Source organism: Actinacidiphila acidipaludis, assembly GCF_019890725.1.
In the GTDB taxonomy this organism is placed as follows: domain Bacteria; phylum Actinomycetota; class Actinomycetes; order Streptomycetales; family Streptomycetaceae; genus Actinacidiphila; species Actinacidiphila acidipaludis.
The window spans coordinates 1-21356 of record NZ_JAINZZ010000079.1 but is presented as its reverse complement, the minus strand read 5'-3'; the positions used below and the strand labels follow the sequence as shown (position 1 = coordinate 21356).

Below are 21356 nucleotides of genomic sequence, written 5' to 3'. Positions count from 1 at the left end.
CGGGGTCAAGGCTCGTGCAGCAGGTTGATCAGCGCTTCGGAGCGCACGACGCGATCCGTGGGCCGCCGGCCAAGCCGGCTCAGCGCCCCGCCCGGCGAGCGGTGTCGGCGTGCCGGCAGGCGTCGATGCGCGGTCGTCCCGTTCGTCGTTGGTAGGGACCCCGAACCAGGACCCGGACGGAACGTACACGGAGGCCGCATGACGGACCCACGGAAACAGCGAGCACGGCGGTTCGGAGCCGGGAGCGGGCGATGGCCGGCCACAGCCGTCTTCTTCCTCAACGGGCTGACCCTGTCCACCTCCATCGCCCGGCAGCCCTCACTGAAGAGCCTGCATCACCTGACCGATGGCCAAGTAGGGGCGCTCGGCCTGCTCTTCGCCGCGGCGGCCATCGTGTCCATGCAGTTCGTGGGGCCGTTGGTGGCCCGGGTGGGCAGCACGACCGTGCTGCGCGTGTCGCTGGTCGTCATGCCGATCCTGCTGGCGCTGGTCGGCCTGGCCGGCGGTTTCGGCACGCTCGCGGCCGCGAGCACGGCGCTCGGCGGCGTACACGGGATGACGGACGCCGCCATGAACGCGCACGCCGTCGCCGTGGAGAGGCGTTCCGGGCGGCGCATCCTCAGCGGTTGCCACGCCGCGTGGAGCGTCAGCGCCGTCGTGGCCTCCCTCGCGACCGCCGGTCTCACGCGTGCCGGTGTCCCGCTGACCGCGCACTTCGCAGGGGCGGCCGCGGTGCTGGTCGCCGGCGGGCTCGTCCTCGGCCCGCTCCTGCCCGCCGGCCCGCTCCTGCCCGCCGGGGACCACCACGACAGCGGTGCCGCTCCGGCGCCACGCGCGAACCGGCCAGGCGGCCGCCGGCCGGACACGGGCCGTTCGGCGTCCGGCTGGAGCGGAGCGTTCGTGGCACTCGGCCTGTCCGGTACGGCCCTGATGATCTGCGAGGGGGCCGCGCTCGGCTGGGGGCCGATCTTTCTGCACGACGGCCGGGGCGTCTCGTTGGGCCTGGCCGCGACCGCCGTCACGGCGTACGCCGCGGGCCAGACGCTCGTACGCCTGTTCGGGGACCAGCTGGCCACCCGCTACGGGGCTCCGAAGGTCTTCCGCACCAGCGGACTCGTCGCGGCCGCCGGGCTCGGTGTGGCGGTCCTTGCGGCCGAACCCCCGGCCGCGGTTGCCGGATTCGCCGTGATGGGGGCCGGGATGTCGGTCCTGCTGCCGCTCGCCTTCAGCGTGGTCGGACAGGTGGGTGGAACGGACGCGGCGACCGCCGTGTCCCGCTTCACCACGTTCGCCTACGCGGGCGTGCTCCTCGGGCCCGCGGCGGTGGGCTGGTGCGCGGAGCTGACCGGTCTGACCCGCACCCTGGGCGCACTCTTCCCCGTGCTCCTGGCCGTCGCCCTCCTGACCCGACTGCCGGACCCCCGGCCACCGGTGGGCGTCCCCACGACCACCGGCGGTCACCAGGTGCGGTCAGGGCCGGCCGGGTAGCGGCCCCAGGGCACGCGTGCGGTCGCCCATAACCACCCGCTCGTGCGGAGGGTGTCGCGCCGGGAGTGCGGGGGCCGCTAGCCGTCAGCGGTCGTTGGACGCGGAACCTGAGCCCCACCCCTCCGGGGGCCCAGGCGCACGCCGCCGGCATCACACGCGGCGCCGACGTCGGACATCAATCGTCAGACGTCATTCGGGTGTGACGTAGGCGCCGGAGATCCCGCCGTCGACCAGGAAGGTGCTGGCGGTGATGAAGGAGGCGTCGTCGCCGGCGAGGAAGGCGACAGCCGCGGCGATCTCCTCGGCCTCGGCGAACCGCCCCATCGGCACGTGCACCAGGCGACGTGCCGCGCGTTCGGGATCCTTGGCGAACAGCTCCTGCAACAGCGGGGTGTTGACCGGCCCGGGGCACAGGGCGTTGACGCGGATGCCTTCACGGGCGAACTGCACACCGAGTTCTCTGGACATCGCCAGCACGCCGCCCTTGGAGGCGCTGTAGGAGATCTGCGAGGTGGCCGCGCCCATGACGGCGACGAACGAGGCGGTGTTGATGATCGAACCTCTCCCCTGGCGCCTCATGTGCGGGATCGCGTACTTGCAGCACAGGTACACCGACGTGAGGTTGACCTCCTGGACGCGTCGCCACGCCTCCAGGCCGGTGGTGAGGATGGAGTCGTCGTCCGGCGGGGAGATGCCGGCGTTGTTGAAGGCGATGTCGAGCCGGCCGTAGGTGTCGACGGCTTCCTCGTACATCGCGCGGACGGCTTCCTCATCGGTGACGTCGGCCCGGATGAACAGGCCGTTCACCTCGGCCGCGGCCTTGGCGCCGTTCTCGGCGTCCAGGTCCACGCACACCACCCGTGCGCCTTCGGCGGCCAGGCGCCGGGCGGTGGCGCGTCCGATACCGCTGGCGGCCCCGGTGATGACGGCCGTCCGCCCCTGAAGTCGCGTGATCATGCTGGAGGTTCCTCCGTTGCGATGAAGACGTTCTTGGTCTCGGTGAACGCCGTCAGGGCGTCGGGTCCGAGTTCCCGGCCCAGCCCGGACTGTTTGAAGCCCCCGAACGGCGTGGAGTAGCGCACCGAGGAGTGGGAGTTGACGGACAGGTTGCCCGCCTCGACCCCGCGGGCGACCCGCAGGGCGCGGCCCACGTCCCGGGTCCAGATGGATCCGGCCAGGCCGTAGGCGGTGGCGTTGGCGAGGCGGACCGCTTCGGCCTCGTCGCGGAAGGGCACGACGACCAGGACGGGGCCGAAGATCTCCTCGGTGAACGCCCGGTCGCCAGGGCCCACTCCGGCCAGCACGGTCGGCGGGTACCAGTAGCCGGGCCCCTCGGGCGCCTTCCCCTGGTAGGCGACCCGGTCCACGTAGGAGGACACCCGGCGGCGGTGCGCTGCCGAGATGAGCGGGCCCATCTCGGTCTTCTCGTCGGCGGGGTCGCCGACCCGCACTCCGCGTACCGCGGGTTCCAGCAGGTCGAGGAACCGGTCGTGGACGGACTGCTCGACCAGGATCCGGGACCGGGCGCAGCAGTCCTGTCCCGCGTTGTCGAAGACCGCGTACGGAGCGGTGGCCGCGGCCCTGTCGAGGTCGGCGTCGGCGAAGACGATGTTGGCGCTCTTGCCGCCGAGTTCGAGGGTGACGGGTTTGACCTGCTCGGCGCAGCCGGCCATGACCGCCCTGCCGACCGGGCCGGAACCGGTGAACACCACTTTCCGCACGTCGGGGTGGGTGACGAACCGGTGGCCCACGACCGGCCCCCGTCCCGGCAGCACTGTCAGCACGCCCTCGGGAAGCCCGGCACGCAGGGCGAGTTCGGCGAGCCGCAGAGCCGTGAGCGGGGTGAGTTCGGCGGGCTTGAGGACGACGGTGTTGCCGGCGGCCAGCGCGGGCGCCAGCCCCCAGGCGGCGATGGGCAGCGGGAAGTTCCACGGGACGATGACGCCGACGACGCCGAGCGGCTCCTGGAAGGTGATGTCGATGCCGCCGGCGACCGGGATCTGACGGCCGAACAGCCGCTCCGGGGCGGCGGCGTAGTACTCGATGACGTCCCGCGCATTGCCGGCCTCCCAGCGGGCGTTGCCGATGGTGTGGCCGGCGTTGGCGACCTCCAGCGCGGCCAGGTGGTCGCGGTCGGCGTCGACCTCCGCGGCGAACGCGCGCAGCAGCCTGGCCCGGTCGGCCGGCGCCACCGTGCGCCACGTGGAGTATGCGGACTTGGCGCGGGCGATCGCCGCGTCCGTCTCAGTGACCGAGGCCATCGCGACGGAGGCGATGACCTCCTCGGTGGCCGGGTTGCGCACCTCGTACAGATCGTGCGCGTCGGTCATGCGGCAGTCTCCTTGCGGGCGGCGTCGAGCAGGGACGCGAAGAGCCGGAGGTCGGTGAGGTCGGTCTCGGGGTGCCACTGGACGCCGAGCACGAAGCGGTACCCGAGGGACGGGTCGGCCTCGGCGGCCTCCACGGTCTCGTCGTCCGCCCAGGCGGCGGGCAGCAGTCCGGCACCCAGCCGGGCCACGCCCTGGTGGTGGTAGCAGGAGACCTCGGCGCTGGCGCCCAGGACCGCGGCGAGCCGGGTGTCCGGCCGGACGCGGACGGTGCGGTGGACGAAGCGCGCGGGAACCCGCTGATGGCTGCCCTCGGGCAGATGCTGCCGGAGCGTGCCGCCGAAGGCCACGTTCAGCAGTTGCAGGCCGCGGCAGACTCCGAGCACCGGCAGATCGCGGTCCAGCGCCGCACGGGCGAGTGCGAGTTCCCAGGCATCTCGTTCCAGGTCCGGCGGTCCGGTCTGCGCCTGCCGCGCGGCACCGTAGCGTGCGGGAGCGATGTCGGGGCCACCGGCCAGGACCAGCGCGTCCAGCCGGGCCACGATGTGCTCGGCCACGCCCGGATCCGGCTGCGGCGGCAGCACCACCGCCGCGCCGCCGGCCCGGGTCACGCCGTCGACGTAGCTCCGCGGGACGAGCGCCGCGCGCTGCGCCCACACGCTCCACGCGGCGTGATCGGTGTAGCCGGAGATCCCGACGACGGGACTGGCGTCCCCTGCCGGGGAGTGCGCCGCCGGGGAGGCGTGGCGAGCGTCCCCGGCCGGGGAGTGCGCCGCCGGGGAGGCGTGGCGGGCGTTCACAGGCGCTCGAACCCGCGCCGCCGCTCCCAGTCGGTCACCGCCGCATTGAACGCGGCGAGTTCGACCCGGCCGGCGTGCGCGTAGTGGCGGACGACGTCCTTGCCGAAGGCGCGTTCGGCCGCCTGGCTGCCCGCGAAGGCGGCCACCGCCTCGCCCAGCGTGGCCGGCACCTGCGGGGCGTCGGAGGCGTAGGCGTTGCCGACGAACTCCTCCGGTAGCGGGAGTTCGTGCTCGACGCCGTGCAGTCCCGCGGCGACCAGGGCGGCCACCGCCAGGTACGGGTTGGTGTCGCCGCCGGGTACACGGTTCTCGAAGCGCAGCGAAGGGCCGTGCCCGATGACGCGCAGGGCGCAGGTCCGGTTGTCGCGCCCCCAGGCGATCGCGGTGGGGGCGAAACTGCCGGGCGCGTAGCGCTTGTAGGAGTTGACGTTCGGCGCGAGGAACAGCGAGAAGTCCGCGAGGCAGGCGAGTTGGCCGGCGAGGAAGTGCTCCATGGTGGGTGAGAAGCCGTACGGTCCGCTGCCGGCCAGCGCGGGCTTTCCCTCGGCGTCCCGCAGGGACAGGTGGATGTGGCAGGAGTTGCCCTCGCGCTCGTCGAACTTCGCCATGAAGGTGAGCGCGTATCCCTCCTGCGCCGCGATCTCCTTGGCGCCGGTCTTGTACACCGCGTGGTTGTCGCAGGTGGTCAGAGCGTCGGTGTACTTGAACGCGATTTCGTGCTGGCCCAGGTTGCACTCGCCCTTGGCGGACTCCACGGTCATGCCCGCGCCGGCCATGGAGTTGCGGAGGCGGCGCAGCAGCGGCTCGATGCGGGCGGTGCCGAGCACGGAGTAGTCGGCGTTGTACTGGTTGGCCGGGGTCAGGTCACGGTAGCCGCTCTGCCAGGCGTGTTCGTAGCTGTCGCGGAAGACCATGAACTCCAGCTCGGTGCCCGCGTAGGCGTGCCAGCCGTGGGCGGCGAGACGGTCGAGCTGGCGGCGCAGGATCTGACGGGGCGAGATCTCGACCGGTTCTCCGTCGTGGTGCAGGACGTCGCACTGGACCATGACGGTGGCCGGGTGCCAGGGCAGCCGGCGCAGGGTGGCCGGGTCCGGAGCGAGCACGAGGTCGCCGTAGCCGCTGTCCCAGGAGGAGATGGCGTAGCCGCCGACGGTGTTCATCTCGACGTCCACGGCGAGCAGATAGCCGCAGCCCTCGGCCCCGCCCGCGTCGACGAGGTCGTCGAGGAAGTAGCCGGCGGCGACGCGCTTGCCCTGCAGGCGTCCCTGCATGTCCGTCATGGCCAGCACGACGGTGTCCACGATGCCGTCGGCAACCTCGACGCGCAGCTGTTCCAGGGTGAGGCGGGCCGCGGAGTGGATGCTGGCGGTCATCGTTTCTCCAGTGCGTCGTGCGGCGGGCTGGAGCCGTCGTCGGCCCGGTCTGCCGCGGCTTCGGGCATGCGGGGGCCGGTGAACCAGCGCCGCGCGGACAGCGCCCACCACAGCGCGGAGAACCCGAGGACCACGGCGACGGCGACCGGTGTGTAGTTGAAGGATCTGGCGGTGACGGGACTGGCGGTGGGGAGCATGAACAGCACGCTGATGAAGACGGTCCACACGACCGCCACGGTGCCGATGGTCCCGCTCCAGCGACCCAGTTGCCAGGGACCGCGCTCGAAGCCGTCGCCGTGTCGCAGTCGCAGGAAGACCGGGATGACGTAGGAGAGGTACAGCCCGATCACCGAGATGGACGTCACGGCGGTGTACGCCGTGGTGTTCCACAGCGCGGGGAGACCGAGGACCAGGGCGCCGCCCGCCGCCAGCCACACGGCGCTGGTCGGAGTCTGGGTGCGCGGGTTGATCCGGTGCCAGAGCCGGGACCACGGAAGCGCGCCGTCGCGTGAGAAGGCGTAGATCATGCGTGAGTTGGCCGTCACGGACGCCATGCCGCAGAAGAACTGGGCCCCGATGACGATCAGCAGCAGGAACTTGGCGCCGGTCGTGCCGATGGCGTCGATGAAGATCTGGGCGGGCGGCACCCCGGTCGCGCTGGCCAGCTCTCCGCGGTAGTCCTGGATGGCGAAGGTCAGGCCGATGAGGAGCACCCAGCCGGCGACGAGCGAGACCACGATCGCGTTGACGATGCCGCGTGGTCCGGACATGGCGGCGCCCTTGGTCTCCTCGGTCATGTGAGCCGAGGCGTCGTAGCCCGTCAGCGTGTACTGGGCCAAGAGCAGACCGAGCATCGCGACGTAGAACGACGAGCCGAAGCCGGTGTTGTTGACGTAGTGGGTGAACACGAACGACGCGGAGGCGTGCTTCGACGGCACGATGGCCAGTGCGCCGACGATGATCAGCACGCCCAGCAGGTGCCACCAGACGCTGACGTTGTTCAGCAGCGCCACCAGGCGCACCCCGAAGGTGTTGAGCAGGCCGTGCAGCACGAGGATGACGGCGAAGATCTCCACGGTGTGCGCGGGGGTGGTGGAGAAGCCGAACTGGAGGTCCAGCAGGGCGTTGGTGAAGAAGGCCGCGCCGTAGTCGATACCGGCCGTCACGGCGACCTGCCCCATGAAGTTGCACCAGCCGGTGAACCAGCTCCACGCGGCCGCGTTGCGCGGTGCGAGCCGGGCCGCCCAGTAGTAGAGACCGCCGGCGGTGGGGAAGGCCGAGCAGATCTCGGCCATGGCCAGACCGACGCACAGCGTGAACAGCCCGACCAGCGGCCAGCCCCAGGTGATCAGCGCCGGGCCGCCGGTGTTCATGCCCGTCCCGTACAGGGTCAGGCAGCCGGAGAGGATCGAAACGATGGAGAACGACACGGCGAAGTTGGAGAACCCGGACATCGAGCGGGCCAGTTCCTGGGCGTAGCCCAGTTCGCGGAGTCGGTGCTCGTCGTCGGTCGCCTGGGAGTGCGTGGCGCCGGTGCCCGTCGCGGGCCGTGGGACACCACCGGCATGGTCGGGTGAGCTGAGGGAAGGCATGGGACACCCCTGGGGAGGTGAGGTGGACCGATTCTCGGCGTTCCACGACGGGGTGGCGACGCCCTTCCGGCGATCAATGGACGATGAGACGTCCAATGCGATGACGCCCACTGTCCCGGCCTGGGTGACGGTGCGTCAAGAGGGCCGTCACTCCTTTCGGTTAATACACCGTTACGCTTCCGGCGTGGATGCGGATCACGACCTCGGAGCGCGGCGGGAGCCGGAGGCGGTCGACGACCTGCTCGGATCGACGGCCTTCCGGCCGGTTCGCGCGGGGAACTCCTTCGAGGAGACCGTCGAGCGCATCCTGCAGGTCATCAAGCTCGGACTGCTGGGGCACGGTGACCGCCTTCCCTCGGAACGCGACCTCGCCGGGCGGCTGAACGTCAGCCGGGACACGCTGCGCGAAGCCCTGCACTCGCTCCAGCGGGCCGGCTACGTGGAGTCGCGACGCGGCCGCTACGGCGGCACCTTCGTCACCTACCGGGAGCCCGCGCCGCAGCCCGGGGCACTGCGCAGGGCCGTGGAGGGCATCGGGAGCGGCGGCCTCGAGGACGCGCTCACCTACCGCCTCGTCCTGGAGACCGGGGCCGCCGAGGCCGCGGCCCGTCTGACGCTGAGCGAAGCGCAGCGCGCCGGGTTGCGGCGCCACCTCGCCGCCCTCGAGGCCGTGCCACCCGACCGCTACCGCCAGGCCGACACCCGGTTCCATCTGGCGATCGCCGAACTCACCGGATCACCCTCGCTGGTGGCGAGTCTTGCCGAGGCCCGCATGCGGCTCAACGACCTGCTCAACGCCATCCCCGTGCTGGAGCGGAACATCGATCACTCCGCGGTGCAGCATCGGGCGATGGCCGAGGCGATCCTCACAGGTGACGTCGAGGCGGCCCGCCGGGCCACGCAGGAGCACCTGGAAGGCACTGCGGCGCTGCTGCGCGGTTTCCTCGGCTGACCGTCTCCCGGGGGACAGGCGACGCCGGATGCGGAGTCCCTCCCGAGGCCCCGGCCCGCTCACCACCACAACAGTGCCGTCCGCGTAGAACTGCGGCAACAGGGCCTCCTGGACCGTTGTTGGTGTCGGCACCCAACGGACAACCAAGAGGCCCTGCTTTCGTGCCGTGCACCCCGCAGCGATCAGCCGGACGAGACCGCTGTTCGATCAGCACCGCTCACGATCGGAACGGCGACAGCCACTTAGTGCAGGCCGTCGATGCAGGCGCCGGAACTGCGGTAGCAGGTCTGCCCCTTGAGGTACGTCCCGTTCTCGTCGGTCATGTAGACCCAGATGTTGTCGGACCCACCGACGACGTCCGCGGAAAGGGCGAAGTCCGCCGGCCCGGATGTGTCGCACCAGGTGCTGGTGCTCCGGAAGTCCAGTGAGGTGGAGCCTGCGAACGCCCGCGCATAGACCCGCCGGCACCCGGTGGCCCTGAACGATCCGTCGACGGCTACCGACCGGTTGGACCAGGTGGCCGTGCCCGTGTAGTAGCTCGCCCCGTACGGAAGCGAGACGTTGGCGGAGGCGGCGGTCGCGGATGGCGCCGCAAGGACCATCACCGTCGAGCCGAGTGCGAGCGCCGCGCCCGCACCGGCGAGTCGGACGAGACTTCCCTTGAGTTCCATGTCGATCCCTTCTCGTTCGGATTGCCGCCGTCAACGATGCGGGGCGGCACAGCCCGGGAAGGGAGTTCTCGGTGGAACCCGGATCCGCCGGGCTCCGCCGCAGGATGAGCTACATTTCTGGACTCCGACGTCCGGACGATTCCGGAGGGCGAGACGGGGAGAGCGGCGTACATGGGCGGAACGGACTCACCGCAAAGCTGGTTCGCCAATCAGTTGCAGCGCCTGCGCACCTCCTCGGGATCGCCCACCCAGGCGCAACTGCTGGCCTACGACGAGAAGAAGGTGCTCTCCCGGTCTTCGCTGTCGGACCTGCTGGCGGGCAAGTTCACCAAGCCGCCCCCGTGGGAGCGGGTCGCGGCCTACGCGACCGCCTGCGTCCGCGCCGCGCACGCCGCTCGGATCGACCTCTCGCCCCAGGATGAGATCGCGCGGCTGCGCGGTGATCACGCCACCCTCACCGATCTGCTGGAAGTCGCGTCCAGGGATGTCCGCACTCCGGCGGCACGTCCCGAGCGCTCGCGAGCCCGGCCGGCGACGTACCGGCTGCCGCCGCGCAACACCCACTTCACCGGTCGCGACGCCGCCTTGCGCGAGTTGCGACAGCGCCTCACCTCGGGCGAGGACGGCGCGATGCAGGCCGTGCACGGGCTGGGCGGCGTCGGCAAGACGCAGCTCGCGGTGGAGTACGCCTACCTCTACCTGTCGGAATACCGGTACGTGGTGTTCGTGGACGCCGAGGATCCCGACCTGGTGGCGTCGCAGTTCGTTTCGCTGGCCAGGGAGCTCGGGCTGGCGGAAGCGAGTTCCGAACAGGTCGTCGCGCAGGTGTACGGCCGATTACGGGACCACACGCCCTGGCTGGTCATCTTCGACAACGGGGAGAGGCCCGGCATGCTCCTCAAGGCGCTGCCGTCGGGTGACCTGGGGAGCGGTGGCCACGTCATCGTCACGACCAGGCGCCGTGGCTGGTCGAGCAGGGCCGGCGTCATCGACCTGGAGGTGTTCACCCGCCGAGAGGCGGTGGAACTGCTGGCCCGGCGGGTGCGGGGCACTACGCCGGCAGTGGCCGACCGGATCGCCGAACAGTTGGGGGACCTGCCGCTGGCGCTGGAACAGGCAGCCGGATACATGAACTACAACCGCACCGCACCCGAGGACTACCTGGCTCTGCTGTCCTCGCGGTTGGAGGACATGATCGCGCTCGGCGAGCTGGCGGACCGGCCGGCGGTGGTGGTCGCGACCCTGTGGCAGCTCAGCGTGCGCAAGCTGGAGGTCGAGCAGCCGCACGCCAGGCAATTGCTGGAGCACTGCGCCCTGCTGGCGCCGGAGCCGATCCCGCTGGATCTGTTCACCGGCGCGACCGAACCCCTGAACGCGGCGGCGGCCGACCCTGTGGCGTGGGACACGACGGTCGGTGCGCTGGCCGGTCTGGGGCTCGCCAGGCGCGAAGCCTTCTCCCTGGTCCTGCACCGGCTGGTGCAGGCAGCCGTCCGCGCGGCGATGCCGGCCGACCTACGCACCGACGCCCGGACGCGGCTGTGCCGGGCACTGGCCGCGGCGGTACCGAACGACATCCACGGTGATCCGGACGCGCGGTCGCGATGGCAGCGACTGCTCCCGCACGTGCTCGTGGTGACCAAGGACGAGCCGCCGGCCGGGTGCGCCGCGGAGACCGCGGACCTGCTCCGGCTGGCCGCCGAGTTCCTCCTGTCGATCGGGGACCCCTCGGTGGCGCTGTCCCTGTGCGAGCGTGCCGTCGCGATCGACGAGTCACTCGAACACAGGGACGCGGAGCTCGGCTTCGACCTGATCACCCTGGCGCAGATCCACCGGGATCGCGGCGATCAGGAACGGGCGGGGTCGACGGCGCAACGTGCCCTGCGACTGCACGAGTCCTGCCTGCCGGCGGACAGTCCCGCCATCGCGACGGACCTGGCCACCCTGGCGCGCATCCGGCACCTTCTCGGCGATCACCGGGCGGCGATGGTCCTGGCCGAGCGCGCGCTGCGGATCGACGAGGCGGCGTACGGGCCGGACGACCCGTACGTCAGTTTCGACCTGATCGCACTGGCGGGCGTCCACCTCGCCCTGGACGACCATGCCGTGGCCGTGCCGCTGATCGCCCGGGCGCTTCGCATCCGCGAGGCCAGCTACGCGCCGGACCACCTGTACATCGGATACGCCCTGCTGCTCAAGGCCCGGGCTTTGCACGCGCTGAACGACCCCGCCGCAGCGGGCCTCGCGCGCAGGGGCGCGCAGATCCTGAACAAGCGGCTGGGAAAGACCCACCCCCAGGCCGCCGAGGCCTTCGCCCTGGCCGACGGGCTGGCGGGAACGGGTCCGGGATCCTGAGCGCCCCGGCAGTGGTGGTCATGCGAGGCGCGCGCAGCGGCGCCGCCGGAGGCCTGGCCCGGCACCCTCGCCGACCACCCCACCGCGCCCATCAACCAGCAGGAACAGCCCGCCGCGGCAGATGCGGTCGCGGGGGCCTGTCGATCCTTCGGCGACTCGACGTGGTCGATGTCAGTACCCTCGACCTCCGGGTCGCCCCGCGGTGGCCGCGGACGCGTCGGTTTGCGGTGTCCTGGGGACCCAACCGTGTCGGGTGGGGTGTGGACTGCGGTTCTTCGAGCACACGGTCTGCCCCGCGCCGCCCCAAGTGGCTACCGTCGAGGCATGCATTGGTGGGAAGCGGCGTTATGGGGGCTGGCCGGGGGCGGGGCAGCCACGGTGGTGTCCTTGACCGCGCTGGTGAAGGCCGCGGGGTACACGTGGCCCTGGCGCGTCGAAGGGGAGCTGGGTCCCTGGTTGTTCGTGCTGACCGCCGGCCTCCTTCTGGGATGCGGCGTGTCGGCTGCCGCGTCCGGTGAACTCAACGGTCCGTGGCCCGCCTTCGCGTTCGGTATCGGCGCACCCGCCACGATCCGCGGCCTCCTCTCCGGCGTTGAGGTCTCACCTCGGGCGAATGCCTCGGCAGATGAGCCGGTGCCCTGTGGCCCCGTGTCCGCAGCCGTGCCGACTCCCCGAGCCCAGCCCGCGACAGAGGGGGAGAATGTCCGTGAAGACGCACGCTGACACCCCCCTCGGCCGCGCCGCCCTGGCCGCACGCACGGGCCGCCCCTGGCTGCGCGTCCAGACCTCCGACTGGTGGTCCCGAGTGCTTGTGGCTGCCGGCGCTCAACTCCGAGATGATGAACCGGCTCCTCCCGCGGCGACCACGGGACCTGTCAACCCCGAACCGCCCCGCGTTCCCCTGAGAACAGGTGCGAAGGGGCCGCTGCTGCGCGAAGACGTCGCGGACCTGGTGGCTCGAGGCGCACGGGGAGGCCTGCGCGGCGCGGACCTCAGAGGCGCGGTCATGGTCGGCGCGAACCTGCGCGTCACGGACCTTGAGACAGTGAATCTGAGCAACGCGGATCTCCGCAACGCGGCACTGATCGGCGCGAACCTGACCGACGCAACCCTGACCGGAACGATACTGACCGGCGCGACGCTGTCCGGCGCGAACCTGACCCGCGCGAACCTGACCGGGGCGAGGATGATCGGAGCGACCGTGACCCGCGCGAATCTGACGGGCGCAGTCCTGACCGGCGCGACCATGACCCGAGCGACCCTGACTCGGGCGACTCTGACCGGCGCGGACCTGCGCAACGCGCGCCTGACCGGCGCCGACTTGCGCAAGGCAGACCTGACCGGGGCAGACCTGACCGGCGTGGACCTGACCGACGCGAAACTGACACACGTGACGTGGTCGAATCAGACCATCTGGCCCACTAGGTGGGTCTCGGCGATGCGCGGGCGCTCCGAGCCGCTGCCCGATGGCCGGTATCGGATCCAGGGGTCCGGGAGCAGCGAAGCGGATGTCCCCGTCCCGCAGGTGCCGGCGTCCTGACCTACCGGGCAGGCCCGGGCCGGGCAGCGACGGCCGATGGCTGAGGCCAGGAAGGGAGCCAGACGCCTGGTCACGGCGGCAGATGGAAGACTGGACGCCTGTGACACATACCGATCTTGCTCGCCGTATCCATGCCGTCTCCCATCTGACCGGGCGGTTCACGCTCCGGTCCGGACGTACTGCCACGGAGTACTTCGACAAGTACCGGTTCGAGGGGGATCCGGTCCTGCTGGATGACATCGCCCGGCAGATGGCTCCGCTGGTGCCTTCTGGCACCCAGGTGCTGGCCGGGCTGGAGATGGGCGGCATCCCGGTGGTGACGGCGCTGGGCCGGCACACGGGTCTGCCGTGCGCGTTCGTGCGCAAGCAGGCCAAGCCGTATGGCACCTGTCGTCTTGCTGAAGGCGCCGACGTCGAGGGGCGCCGGGTGCTGGTCGTTGAGGACGTGGTCACCAGCGGCGGCCAGATCGTGCTGTCGACCGCGGACCTGCGTGGTTTGGGGGCTGAGGTGCATGAGGCTCTGTGCGTGATCGACCGGGAGCAAGGCGGTGCTGATGCCCTCATGGCCGAGGGCATCGACCTGTTGTCGCTGCTGACGGCAGCGGACCTGCGGGCCGCTGTTGCCTGACCAGCGGGGACTTGCCGCCCTGCACGATGTCTGGGTGATGTCGGGTTCGGCTGACGTGCGACGGCCCGGTCGTCCTGCCTCATCAGCGGCGAGTGGGTTGCAGACGCTCGATTCGGTCAAGGTCGCCGGCGAGAAGCCCCTGGTGGCTGATGGTGAAGTCTCCGTTGAGCAGGGTCTGCCCTTCGCCGTAGTACCGGCCGACGACGGCGGAGGGAAGAAAAGCGCGCAGGCTGTCGCGCATGGTACTGGGATAATCGACGGGTTCGCCCCAGTCGGCAGGGGCTTGGTCGGTGGAGAGCAGCACCCAGTGGTCCACGGTCACGACGGCGTCGAGGTCCGGTGCCGCCCCTGTGTGGCTGTCCAGGGCCGGCACGGTCAACTGGTCGGGGTCGAAGGGCGAATACCACAGCAGTAGAGGCTTGGCGCGTTGGGCGTCGGCGTTGTCGAAGCAGCACACGGCGATGGTGTGCTCGGGAAAGTGGTCGGCATAAAAGCGCAGGAGGCTCGGGTCGAGGTCCGGGCGGCGGTGCAGCGGCACATGTCGCAGCGCGGTGGGGACTGCCGTGGGGTCGGTGGCCAGGAGCACCGTGTAGACGTCGTGGTCGAAGACCTGGACGGGCTGCGGTTCCGCGCTCATCCACTCGATGGCATGGGCTCCGGCAGCGACGGGTTGGACAGCGGCGACCATGCGGTGCAGGACGTCACCGGTGCGCCCAGCGGACAGGAAGTGCCCAGGGGTGAGCTGCGCAGCGGGAAGGTGCAGCAGCATGGCGTTCGGTCCGTCCGCCAGATTGACGGCGGTGTTCTGGTAGCCCAGGACGTGGATCACGCCGTGCACCGGGTGGTGCTGCCTTCCGCAGTACACGATCGTGCCGGAGAACGCGGCCTCACCCGTCGAGATGCACATGGTGGCAAGGTACCGCTCAACCGTCCGGGCTGAGTTCGGTGGCGGCGAGGCAGGCGTCGACCAGGTCGGGGCGGTACTGGGATCTGCCTGAGCCTGCGCTTCACGACCAGGGTGATCTGGATCACTGCACCTCGGTGAGCCTGGGACTCCCACAGCTGCGGCCTGATCCGCTCACGCGTGGCCCTCCCGGCGTCGGTCAACGCGCCGCCTTGCGCATGTCTCACGACGATGGTGCCTGCCGGAACCGACCAGTCGCCGACGGGCAATCGGCCCAGACGTCACCCATGCACGTTCAGTAGCATCGCCGCGCGCACTGAGTCGGCGCCGCGTACACGAATCGAGTTGAGCTCATGAGCGTCGTTGTTCACCCGCTGGCGATACAGGCCCTGCAGGCCCCGGATCTCGGTTCCGAGGTCCACACAGGCATCGACCTCCAGACCGTGCCGACCTGGCTGCTGTGGATCTCCGCGACCGTCGGCCTCGGCGCGTTCGTAGCCGCGCTCTTCCGCATGATGCCACCTGCGCTCCGCAGGCGCGGACCGGGCGTTTCGGTCTGGACCGCCGCAGCTCTGTTCATGGCGGCATCAGCTCTTTCTCGGAATCCACGCGGCGCTCTCTGGTTCGGGGCGATCGGCTTCCTGATGACGTCCTTGCCTCTCTTGTGGATGGGGAGACTTCCCGCAGATATGCCGAGCGCCAAGGATCCGCGTGCTCGCCAGCACCCCCAATACGGGGAGGTCGCGCGACGGGGACGAATCGCCGGGCTCGCCATCCTTGTACTGGTGGTGGCCGAGACAGCGCTCTCGGTCGCGTTCGTGCGTGGTCTGTGACAGGCCAGGCGATCGGTCCATCCGCTGGCGACGTTGTCGCACGGGGGCACGGCGCTGCGGCGTCGCCCGTGCCGAGCTAGAACCGACCGAACTGCTGCTGGACGCGCCCACCGTGCTGGACCCGGCCGAGCCGGAGCCGCTGTCGAGCCGGGGCGCCGAGGTCCGCTTCGAGCAGGTGACGTTCGCCCACGGGGGTGCGGAGCCGCTGTTCGAGGAGCTCGACCTGACCGTGCCCGGCGGGGCGCGGGTGGGCCTCGTCGGACGGTCGGGCGGCGGCAAGACCACGCTGGCCCGGCTCCTGCTGCGGATGACCGACATCGACGGCGGACGGATCGTCGTCGGCGGCCAGGACATCAGCAGGATCAGGCAGCGGGACCTGCGCGGCCTGATCTCCTACGTGCCGCAGGATCCCGCGATGTTCCACCGCACGCTGCGGGACAACATCGCGTTCGCCCGGCCGGGTGCCACCGACGCCGACGTCCGCCGCGCCGCCGAGGCCGCGCACGTCACGGAATTCGCCCACGCGCTGCCGGAGGGGTTCGACACCATGGTCGGCGAGCGCGGGGTGAAGCTGTCCGGCGGGCAGCGCCAGCGGGTCGCCCTCGCCAGGGCGATCCTGCGTGACGCCCCGATCCTGCTGCTGGACGAGGCGACCAGCGCGTTGGACTCCGAGAGCGAGATCCTCGTCCAGGAGGCGCTGTGGCGGCTCATGGACGGGCGGACGGCGCTGGTGGTGGCACACCGGCTGAGTACCGTCGCGGGCATGGACCGGCTCGTCGTCCTCGACCGCGGGCGGATCGTCGAACAGGGCACCCACCAGGAGCTGCTCGCCGGCGACGGCGCGTACGCGAAGCTGTGGCGACACCAGTCGGGCGGCTTCCTCGACGACGCGCCGGCCCGTCGTCCCGTGCTGCCGTGACCTGTCCGGCCCCGGGTGGATGGCGCCCGGGGCCGGGCCGGTCATCAGGAGATGTCGTGGAAGGCGTTCCAGCCGGCCGTGCCGATCTCGACGCGGGCGCCGAAGTGGCCGTTGCCCAGACCGGGGTAGAGCCAGAGCCGCCCGGCGGAGTCTGCGGCGGCCAGGTCGCCCTTGCCGTCGCCGGTCAGATCGCCGGGCGCGGCGATCTTGGTGTAGCTCTGCCAGCCCGAGCCCACGTGGACACGGCTCGCGAACGCGCCGTTGGCCAGCCCGGCGTACAGATACATGTCGCCACCGGGCGTCGTGGCCACGAGGTCCGCCACGCCGTCCCCGCTCAGGTCGCTGGCGCCGACGATGGTGCGATAGGCGTTCCAGCCGCCGCCGATCAGCCGGCGCGTGCCGGTGCCGAGCGTGCCGTCGGCGTGGCCCGGGATGAACCACAGGTGGCCGCCGGTGTCACGGGCGACCACGTCGCCGTGGCCGTCACCGTCGAGGTCGCCGGGGCCGGCCACCGCCGAGCAGTTGGCGAGCGAGACGTTCTGGGCGCTCGCACCGGCGTACAGCAGCACGCCGCCGACAGTGTCCAGCGGCCTGGCGGAGTAGACGAAGCCGGGGAGCCCACTGTCGCCGAACGCCACCGTAGTGGTCGCCAGGGGATAGATCGCCGGGAGGAAGTCCACAGCGATCTCGCGGCGCGGGAGGAAGGTGCCGTTCTCCCGGCTCGCGTAGGCGTACACGTCGCCGTTGGGCATCCGCCCGACGACTTCGCCCTTGCCGAAGTCCGGCTGGTGGCCCTCTCCGGCGATCGCGTTGACGCTCGGCCAGTTCGGGATGTCCACGGGGGTCTTGACGCGGCCCGCGTACCCTCCCGTCCCGGTGCCCTTGTACAGGTAGAGGCTGCCCGCCTCCGTCCGCCCGAGGATGTCACCGTGGCCGTCCTGGTCCCGGTCCAGGCCGATGAGCTGGTTGTAGACGTTCCAGCCCGTGCCGATCTGGCGGCGGGCGGAGAGCGTGCCGTTCGACCGGCCGTCGTACAGCCACAGCCGGCCCTGGAGGTCACGGGTCACGAGCGAGCCTCGCGCGGCGGTGTCGAAGTTCGCGGCGCCGATCAGCTGGTCGTAGACGTTCCAGCTGCTGCCGACCTGGACCCGCGGCCGGAACGGCTGACTGAGGCTGACTTGGCTGGCGTAGAACCACAGCCGGCCATGGGTGTCACGGGCCATCAGGTCGGCCCGCCCGTCACCGGTCAGGTCACCGACGACGGCGACCTGGTTGTAGGTCTGCCATCCGCCGCCGATGGCGAGGACCTTCCCACTCAGCTGGGTCTGGCTCGTGTGCAGCCGGAGCTGGCCCGAGGCCGTGATCCCGAGAACATCGTCGCTGGTGCCGCCGCTGATGTGGCCGACGTCGAGCAGTTGACGGTATTCGTCGGAACACGTCTCGCAGACCCACGTGGACGTGCCGCCCGCCCCGACCGTCGCGATGTCCATCATGAACGACTGTGTGGTGATCGCCCCGGGCTCGGCCCAGGCGGTGACCGCGGACGCGGGGGCAGCGGTCGAGACGGCGAGCCCCGTGGCGGCCGTCACGCCCAGAGCGGTGCCTGCCGCCCAGGCCGCGAGCCCTCTCCTCGATCTCCTCGACACCCTTGTGGATCGACGCAACACGATTCCTCCCCAGCCCACCCCTGACCGCCCTGACCCCACATCAGCCACGGTTGACCCTGCGGTCGGCGCGAGACTAGCGGGTCCCGCCGGGGGTGCCGATCCCGCCCCCAGGTCCGCCAGAGTGCGGGAGAGGAGAGGGGGGCAGTCAGAGCGCCCGAGGATCCCGGAGCCGCACGGGCTGGGGAACCTCTTCTGAGCCACTGCCCTTGGTCATCACGCGCCCTCAGAGACAACGTCTTGGCGCAGCGCTCCGCATGCTGGGTCCCGGCGCTGTCAGCGGCCGCCGGCCGGGGCTTCCCCGGTGGTGTCCGGGGAAGGATGTCGAGTCCAGACGAGCACGTCCGAAGTCTTCGTGGTGCAAAGGCGCGAGGACCTCGTTGTGTGCCGGCGATTCACCGCCTCACCCCTTCCTACGACGGCCGGCCAGCCACACGAGGACGGCTGCCCCGGCTGCCGCCAGCACAAGGGCGCGGTTGTCCCGCGCCGCCTGTGCCCCCTGGGTCGCCTTCTGCCGCACCGGCTCAGGTGTCTTGTCCTGGACCAGGCCAGTGGCCTGCGCGGCCTTGTCCCGAGCCTGCCCGGCGACCGAAGCGGCCTTCTCCTTCACCGGCTCAGGAATCCTCTCCTGCACCTGCGCTGCCGTCTGGGCTGCCTTGGCCTTCAACTCCCCCGCTTTGGCGGAGGCCTGCTGCTTGACCTCCACAGCCTTCTCCTGGGCCCGGGCCTTGACGTCCGTCTTGGCGGCCAGCGCATGGACCGTCTGTCCGAGTTCCTCGCGGGTGTGCTCGACCTGCTCGCGCAGCTCATCGGGGCTGGAAGCCGTCTGCTGGTCGTGGGGCGGCTGGGTCATCGCTGTGCACTCTCCTTGATCTCGGCCACGTCTGCCTTCACGCTTTCGACCGCCCGCTCGGGCGTCGGCGGCGCGCCTTCCTTGATGTGCTTCTTTCCGCTCATGACCATCAGCGCGGCGATCACACCCAGCACCGCGGTGACGATCAGCGCGGCCGCCCACACGGGCAGCGGCACCGCCAGGGCGGCGATCGCTGTGGCCACCAGAGCCTGCGCCATCAGGAAGCCGACGACCCCGGCGCCGCCGAACAGGCCGCCGCCCTTGCCGTAGCGCTTGCCCTTCTCCTTCATCTCCGCCTGCGCCAGCCTCATTTCGCCGCGCACCAGCTCCGTCAGCTGCTGCGACGCGCGCTGCACCAGCTCACTCACCGGCTCGTCTGTGCCCTGCGCGCTGCCGCGCCCGCCAGCGGGTGGCTGGATGGTCGACATGACGATCACCTCCCGTCTTCTGGATCCACGACGACGGGCCGTGCGGCAGGCCCGTCGCATAAGCACGCGTGTACCCCGAACGGAACAGATCAGGGCACCCCGGCGCGATCAGCGAATTCGGGGGTCCATCTGCGGCGATCGGGTTACCCGCGCGATTGCGGCCCTGATGCGTCGTGGCGGCAGCTCGATCGGCTGGTCAGCGGGTGTACGGCAGTTGGGGTGTTCGCACACATAAGCGGGCCGCTGCCGCAGACTCCGAGCGAGACCGGCGCCCCCTTCACTCCTGATATGCCAGGGGTGCGGACCAGGACCGCACCTGCTGGGCGAGCGCAGCAACATGCTCCGGAGGCGTGGTCTTGACGATGCCGTGTCCGAGATTGAACACAAAGGGGCCACGGCCGAGAGTGTGCAGGATGCGGTGGGTTTCGGTTTCCAGCGCGGGGCCGCCCGCGACCAGGAGCTGAGGATCGAGGTTGCCCTGCACACACCGGCCCAGTTCGCCCTGGACCTTCCGCGCGGCCCATTCCAGCGGAACCGTCGAGTCGAGCCCGACGCAGTCCACACCGGTGGCCTGGGCAAAGCCGTCGTAGGCGAGCCCTGCACCACGCGGGAAGGCGATGATGGGAACACCAGGGTGCTTCGCCTTCAGCGCCGTGACGACAGCGGCGACCGGCTTGACACACCAGCGTTGGAAGAACGGGTCCGGAAGTGTCCCGGCCCAGCTCTCGAACAACTGGATCGCCTCGGCACCGGCCTGGATCTGACGGTCCAGAAACTCGATGGTGGACGCAGTGAGCAGGTCGATCAAGGGCTGAAAACCCGCCGGGTCGCTCAGCGCCCACTGCTTGACCTCGGCATGCTCCGAGCCGGCGCCCCCACGCCCCTCCACCATGTACGTCGCGACCGTCCACGGCGCACCGGCATAGCCGATCAACGCCACATCCTCAGGCAGAGCCCGCGTGAGTTGCCGGACCGTCTCGTAGATCGGGGCCAGCCGCTCATGGAGGCCGGACGCGCTCAAGAACTCGGTGATGTCCGACGCCGAACGGATCGGGGGCGTCAGAACCGGGCCATCACCAACCCGATACTCCAAGCTCTGGCCGAGCGCCGCCGCGATCTGCGGAAGATCGGCGAAAAGGATCGCCGCGTCCAGCGGGAAACGCCGGATCGGCTGCAGGGTTACTTCGACCGCGTGCTCGGGCGAGTTGCACAGCCCCACCATCCCGCCGGCAGCCTCGCGAACACCGTGATACTCCGGCAGATAGCGTCCGGCCTGCCGCATCAACCAGATTGGCGGCCGCTCCGTCCGCTCGCCCATGAGCGCACGCAACAGCAGCTTCTTCGACCGCGTTCCAGCCGATACGCGATCCGGACCAACACAACCCTGCGTAGCGGTTTCCACGCTCTTCCGTTCCGTCGGAGACCCGGGCTTCGACCCGCCCGATCAGCACAACCCCACCCGTGGCGAGGAAACGCTGACAGCCTATCCAAGCTGACCCGCCGCCCACGGCCTATGCCGACCTCGGCCCTTGGGTCAAGGCAGAGCGACACCTCTGAGCCAGAACTGCTCGACAGAATCAACGGTCATCTCGCAGTGTCGAACTGGCGGACCAGGACCTCAGCGACGGCACCAGGCGGCGGTGCCTGCCTCTTGCGAGGTCGTATTGCCGATATTGTGCGGTGTCTACGGCGTCAAATAGCGGGCGCCCACGACTGAAGGACCGCACACATGCTGATCGCTCAGCGTCCCTCGTTGACCGAAGAGGTCGTCGACGAGTTCCGCTCCCGGTTCGTGATCGAGCCGCTGGAGCCGGGCTTCGGCTACACCCTCGGCAACTCCCTGCGTCGTACGCTCCTGTCCTCGATCCCGGGTGCGGCCGTCACCTCGATCCGGGTCGACGGGGTGCTGCACGAGTTCACCACCGTGCCGGGCGTCAAGGAGGACGTCACCGACGTCGTCCTCAACATCAAGCAGCTGGTCGTCTCCTCGGAGCACGACGAGCCGGTCGTGATGTACCTGCGCAAGCAGGGC

General features: G+C 70.6%; 18 protein-coding genes and 2 pseudogenes. 9 read left to right on the top strand and 11 right to left on the bottom strand.

Annotated elements, in window-relative coordinates; translation table 11 throughout:
• The first annotated feature begins 198 nt into the window (after positions 1-198).
• On the top strand, positions 199-1488 hold the full coding sequence (locus K7862_RS34025) for an MFS transporter (RefSeq protein WP_222969081.1): 1290 nt from the start codon (positions 199-201) through the stop codon (positions 1486-1488).
• A gap of 189 nt (positions 1489-1677) precedes the next feature.
• Here the strand turns inward: K7862_RS34025 and K7862_RS34020 are convergent, their stop codons facing one another.
• The 5 genes from K7862_RS34020 to K7862_RS34000 are packed head-to-tail and all read right to left on the bottom strand — an operon-like array spanning position 1678 to position 7580.
• A complete protein-coding gene (locus tag K7862_RS34020; RefSeq protein WP_222969079.1) occupies positions 1678-2445 on the bottom strand; it encodes a 3-oxoacyl-ACP reductase in 768 nt (255 codons plus the stop codon).
• A complete protein-coding gene (locus K7862_RS34015) occupies positions 2442-3818 on the bottom strand; it encodes an aldehyde dehydrogenase family protein (protein ID WP_222969077.1) in 1377 nt (458 codons plus the stop codon). The genes K7862_RS34020 and K7862_RS34015 overlap by 4 nt, the downstream gene beginning before the upstream one ends.
• Complete coding sequence (locus K7862_RS34010; protein ID WP_222969075.1) at positions 3815-4615, bottom strand: gamma-glutamyl-gamma-aminobutyrate hydrolase family protein; 801 nt, start codon at positions 4613-4615, stop codon at positions 3815-3817. Before K7862_RS34010 ends, K7862_RS34015 begins: the two co-directional genes overlap by 4 nt.
• Positions 4612-5988, bottom strand: coding sequence for a glutamine synthetase family protein (locus K7862_RS34005; RefSeq protein WP_222969073.1), 1377 nt, complete (start codon positions 5986-5988; stop codon positions 4612-4614). Before K7862_RS34005 ends, K7862_RS34010 begins: the two co-directional genes overlap by 4 nt.
• Positions 5985-7580: an amino acid permease gene (locus K7862_RS34000; protein WP_372461720.1), complete on the bottom strand. Its 1596-nt coding sequence runs from the start codon at positions 7578-7580 to the stop codon at positions 5985-5987. The genes K7862_RS34005 and K7862_RS34000 overlap by 4 nt, the downstream gene beginning before the upstream one ends.
• Before the next feature lie 184 nt (positions 7581-7764).
• Between K7862_RS34000 and K7862_RS33995 the strand changes: the two genes are divergently transcribed.
• Positions 7765-8532 carry a FadR/GntR family transcriptional regulator gene (locus K7862_RS33995; protein WP_308012338.1) on the top strand — a complete coding sequence of 256 codons (768 nt, stop codon included), beginning with the start codon at positions 7765-7767 and terminating at the stop codon, positions 8530-8532.
• 242 nt (positions 8533-8774) lie between these two features.
• On the opposite strand, the gene K7862_RS33990 is transcribed toward K7862_RS33995, so the two are convergent.
• Positions 8775-9203: a hypothetical protein gene (locus K7862_RS33990; RefSeq protein ID WP_222969071.1), complete on the bottom strand. Its 429-nt coding sequence runs from the start codon at positions 9201-9203 to the stop codon at positions 8775-8777.
• Positions 9204-9374: 171 nt separating this feature from the next.
• Here K7862_RS33990 and fxsT point away from each other — a divergent pair, with 171 nt between their 5' ends.
• The 4 genes from fxsT (at position 9375) to pyrE (ending at position 13723) form a co-directional block, all read left to right on the top strand.
• On the top strand, positions 9375-11555 hold the full coding sequence (gene fxsT, locus K7862_RS33985; RefSeq protein ID WP_222969069.1) for an FxSxx-COOH system tetratricopeptide repeat protein: 2181 nt from the start codon (positions 9375-9377) through the stop codon (positions 11553-11555).
• 387 nt (positions 11556-11942) lie between these two features.
• Positions 11943-12278: a hypothetical protein gene (locus tag K7862_RS33980; protein WP_222969067.1), complete on the top strand. Its 336-nt coding sequence runs from the start codon at positions 11943-11945 to the stop codon at positions 12276-12278.
• On the top strand, positions 12169-13095 hold the full coding sequence (locus K7862_RS38015) for a pentapeptide repeat-containing protein (protein ID WP_308012337.1): 927 nt from the start codon (positions 12169-12171) through the stop codon (positions 13093-13095). Before K7862_RS33980 ends, K7862_RS38015 begins: the two co-directional genes overlap by 110 nt.
• Before the next feature lie 82 nt (positions 13096-13177).
• The gene (gene pyrE, locus K7862_RS33970; RefSeq protein ID WP_262414221.1) at positions 13178-13723 is read left to right on the top strand and encodes an orotate phosphoribosyltransferase; all 546 of its coding nucleotides are present in this window, start codon (positions 13178-13180) and stop codon (positions 13721-13723) included.
• Positions 13724-13805: 82 nt separating this feature from the next.
• Here pyrE and K7862_RS33965 read toward each other — a convergent pair whose 3' ends face one another.
• Complete coding sequence (locus K7862_RS33965) at positions 13806-14630, bottom strand: hypothetical protein (protein ID WP_222969063.1); 825 nt, start codon at positions 14628-14630, stop codon at positions 13806-13808.
• A 350-nt stretch (positions 14631-14980) separates the two neighbouring features.
• Here K7862_RS33965 and K7862_RS33960 point away from each other — a divergent pair, with 350 nt between their 5' ends.
• Both K7862_RS33960 and K7862_RS33955 read left to right on the top strand, forming a co-directional pair.
• The gene (locus K7862_RS33960; protein WP_222969061.1) at positions 14981-15460 is read left to right on the top strand and encodes a hypothetical protein; all 480 of its coding nucleotides are present in this window, start codon (positions 14981-14983) and stop codon (positions 15458-15460) included.
• A gap of 85 nt (positions 15461-15545) precedes the next feature.
• A pseudogene (locus tag K7862_RS33955) lies at positions 15546-16379 on the top strand (ABC transporter ATP-binding protein); the annotation flags it as partial.
• A gap of 44 nt (positions 16380-16423) precedes the next feature.
• Here K7862_RS33955 and K7862_RS38350 read toward each other — a convergent pair.
• The 4 genes from K7862_RS38350 to hemE form a co-directional block, all read right to left on the bottom strand.
• Complete coding sequence (locus K7862_RS38350; protein ID WP_222969059.1) at positions 16424-17968, bottom strand: FG-GAP repeat domain-containing protein; 1545 nt, start codon at positions 17966-17968, stop codon at positions 16424-16426.
• A 478-nt stretch (positions 17969-18446) separates the two neighbouring features.
• Entirely contained in the window at positions 18447-18896 is a 450-nt protein-coding gene (locus K7862_RS33945; RefSeq protein WP_222969057.1) for a DUF3618 domain-containing protein, read from the bottom strand.
• A complete protein-coding gene (locus K7862_RS33940) occupies positions 18893-19324 on the bottom strand; it encodes a phage holin family protein (RefSeq protein ID WP_222969055.1) in 432 nt (143 codons plus the stop codon). Before K7862_RS33940 ends, K7862_RS33945 begins: the two co-directional genes overlap by 4 nt.
• Positions 19325-19601: 277 nt before the next feature.
• The gene (hemE, locus tag K7862_RS33935; RefSeq protein ID WP_308012336.1) at positions 19602-20726 is read right to left on the bottom strand and encodes a uroporphyrinogen decarboxylase; all 1125 of its coding nucleotides are present in this window, start codon (positions 20724-20726) and stop codon (positions 19602-19604) included.
• A 327-nt stretch (positions 20727-21053) separates the two neighbouring features.
• On the opposite strand from hemE, the pseudogene K7862_RS33930 reads away from it, so the two are divergent.
• A pseudogene (locus tag K7862_RS33930) lies at positions 21054-21356 on the top strand (DNA-directed RNA polymerase subunit alpha); the annotation flags it as partial.

Bases quoted from the DNA above. Each gene is read 5' to 3' on its own strand.
- K7862_RS34025 (WP_222969081.1), top strand. From the start codon at position 199: ATGACGGACCCACGGAAACAGCGAGCACGGCGGTTCGGAGCCGGGAGC.
- K7862_RS34020 (WP_222969079.1), bottom strand. From the start codon at position 2,445: ATGATCACGCGACTTCAGGGGCGGACGGCCGTCATCACCGGGGCCGCC.
- K7862_RS34015 (WP_222969077.1), bottom strand. From the start codon at position 3,818: ATGACCGACGCGCACGATCTGTACGAGGTGCGCAACCCGGCCACCGAG.
- K7862_RS34005 (WP_222969073.1), bottom strand. From the start codon at position 5,988: ATGACCGCCAGCATCCACTCCGCGGCCCGCCTCACCCTGGAACAGCTG.
- K7862_RS34000 (WP_372461720.1), bottom strand. From the start codon at position 7,580: ATGCCTTCCCTCAGCTCACCCGACCATGCCGGTGGTGTCCCACGGCCC.
- K7862_RS33990 (WP_222969071.1), bottom strand. From the start codon at position 9,203: ATGGAACTCAAGGGAAGTCTCGTCCGACTCGCCGGTGCGGGCGCGGCG.
- fxsT (WP_222969069.1), top strand. From the start codon at position 9,375: ATGGGCGGAACGGACTCACCGCAAAGCTGGTTCGCCAATCAGTTGCAG.
- K7862_RS38015 (WP_308012337.1), top strand. From the start codon at position 12,169: ATGCCTCGGCAGATGAGCCGGTGCCCTGTGGCCCCGTGTCCGCAGCCG.
- pyrE (WP_262414221.1), top strand. From the start codon at position 13,178: ATGGAAGACTGGACGCCTGTGACACATACCGATCTTGCTCGCCGTATC.
- K7862_RS33965 (WP_222969063.1), bottom strand. From the start codon at position 14,630: ATGTGCATCTCGACGGGTGAGGCCGCGTTCTCCGGCACGATCGTGTAC.
- K7862_RS33960 (WP_222969061.1), top strand. From the start codon at position 14,981: ATGAGCGTCGTTGTTCACCCGCTGGCGATACAGGCCCTGCAGGCCCCG.
- K7862_RS33945 (WP_222969057.1), bottom strand. From the start codon at position 18,896: ATGACCCAGCCGCCCCACGACCAGCAGACGGCTTCCAGCCCCGATGAG.
- K7862_RS33940 (WP_222969055.1), bottom strand. From the start codon at position 19,324: ATGTCGACCATCCAGCCACCCGCTGGCGGGCGCGGCAGCGCGCAGGGC.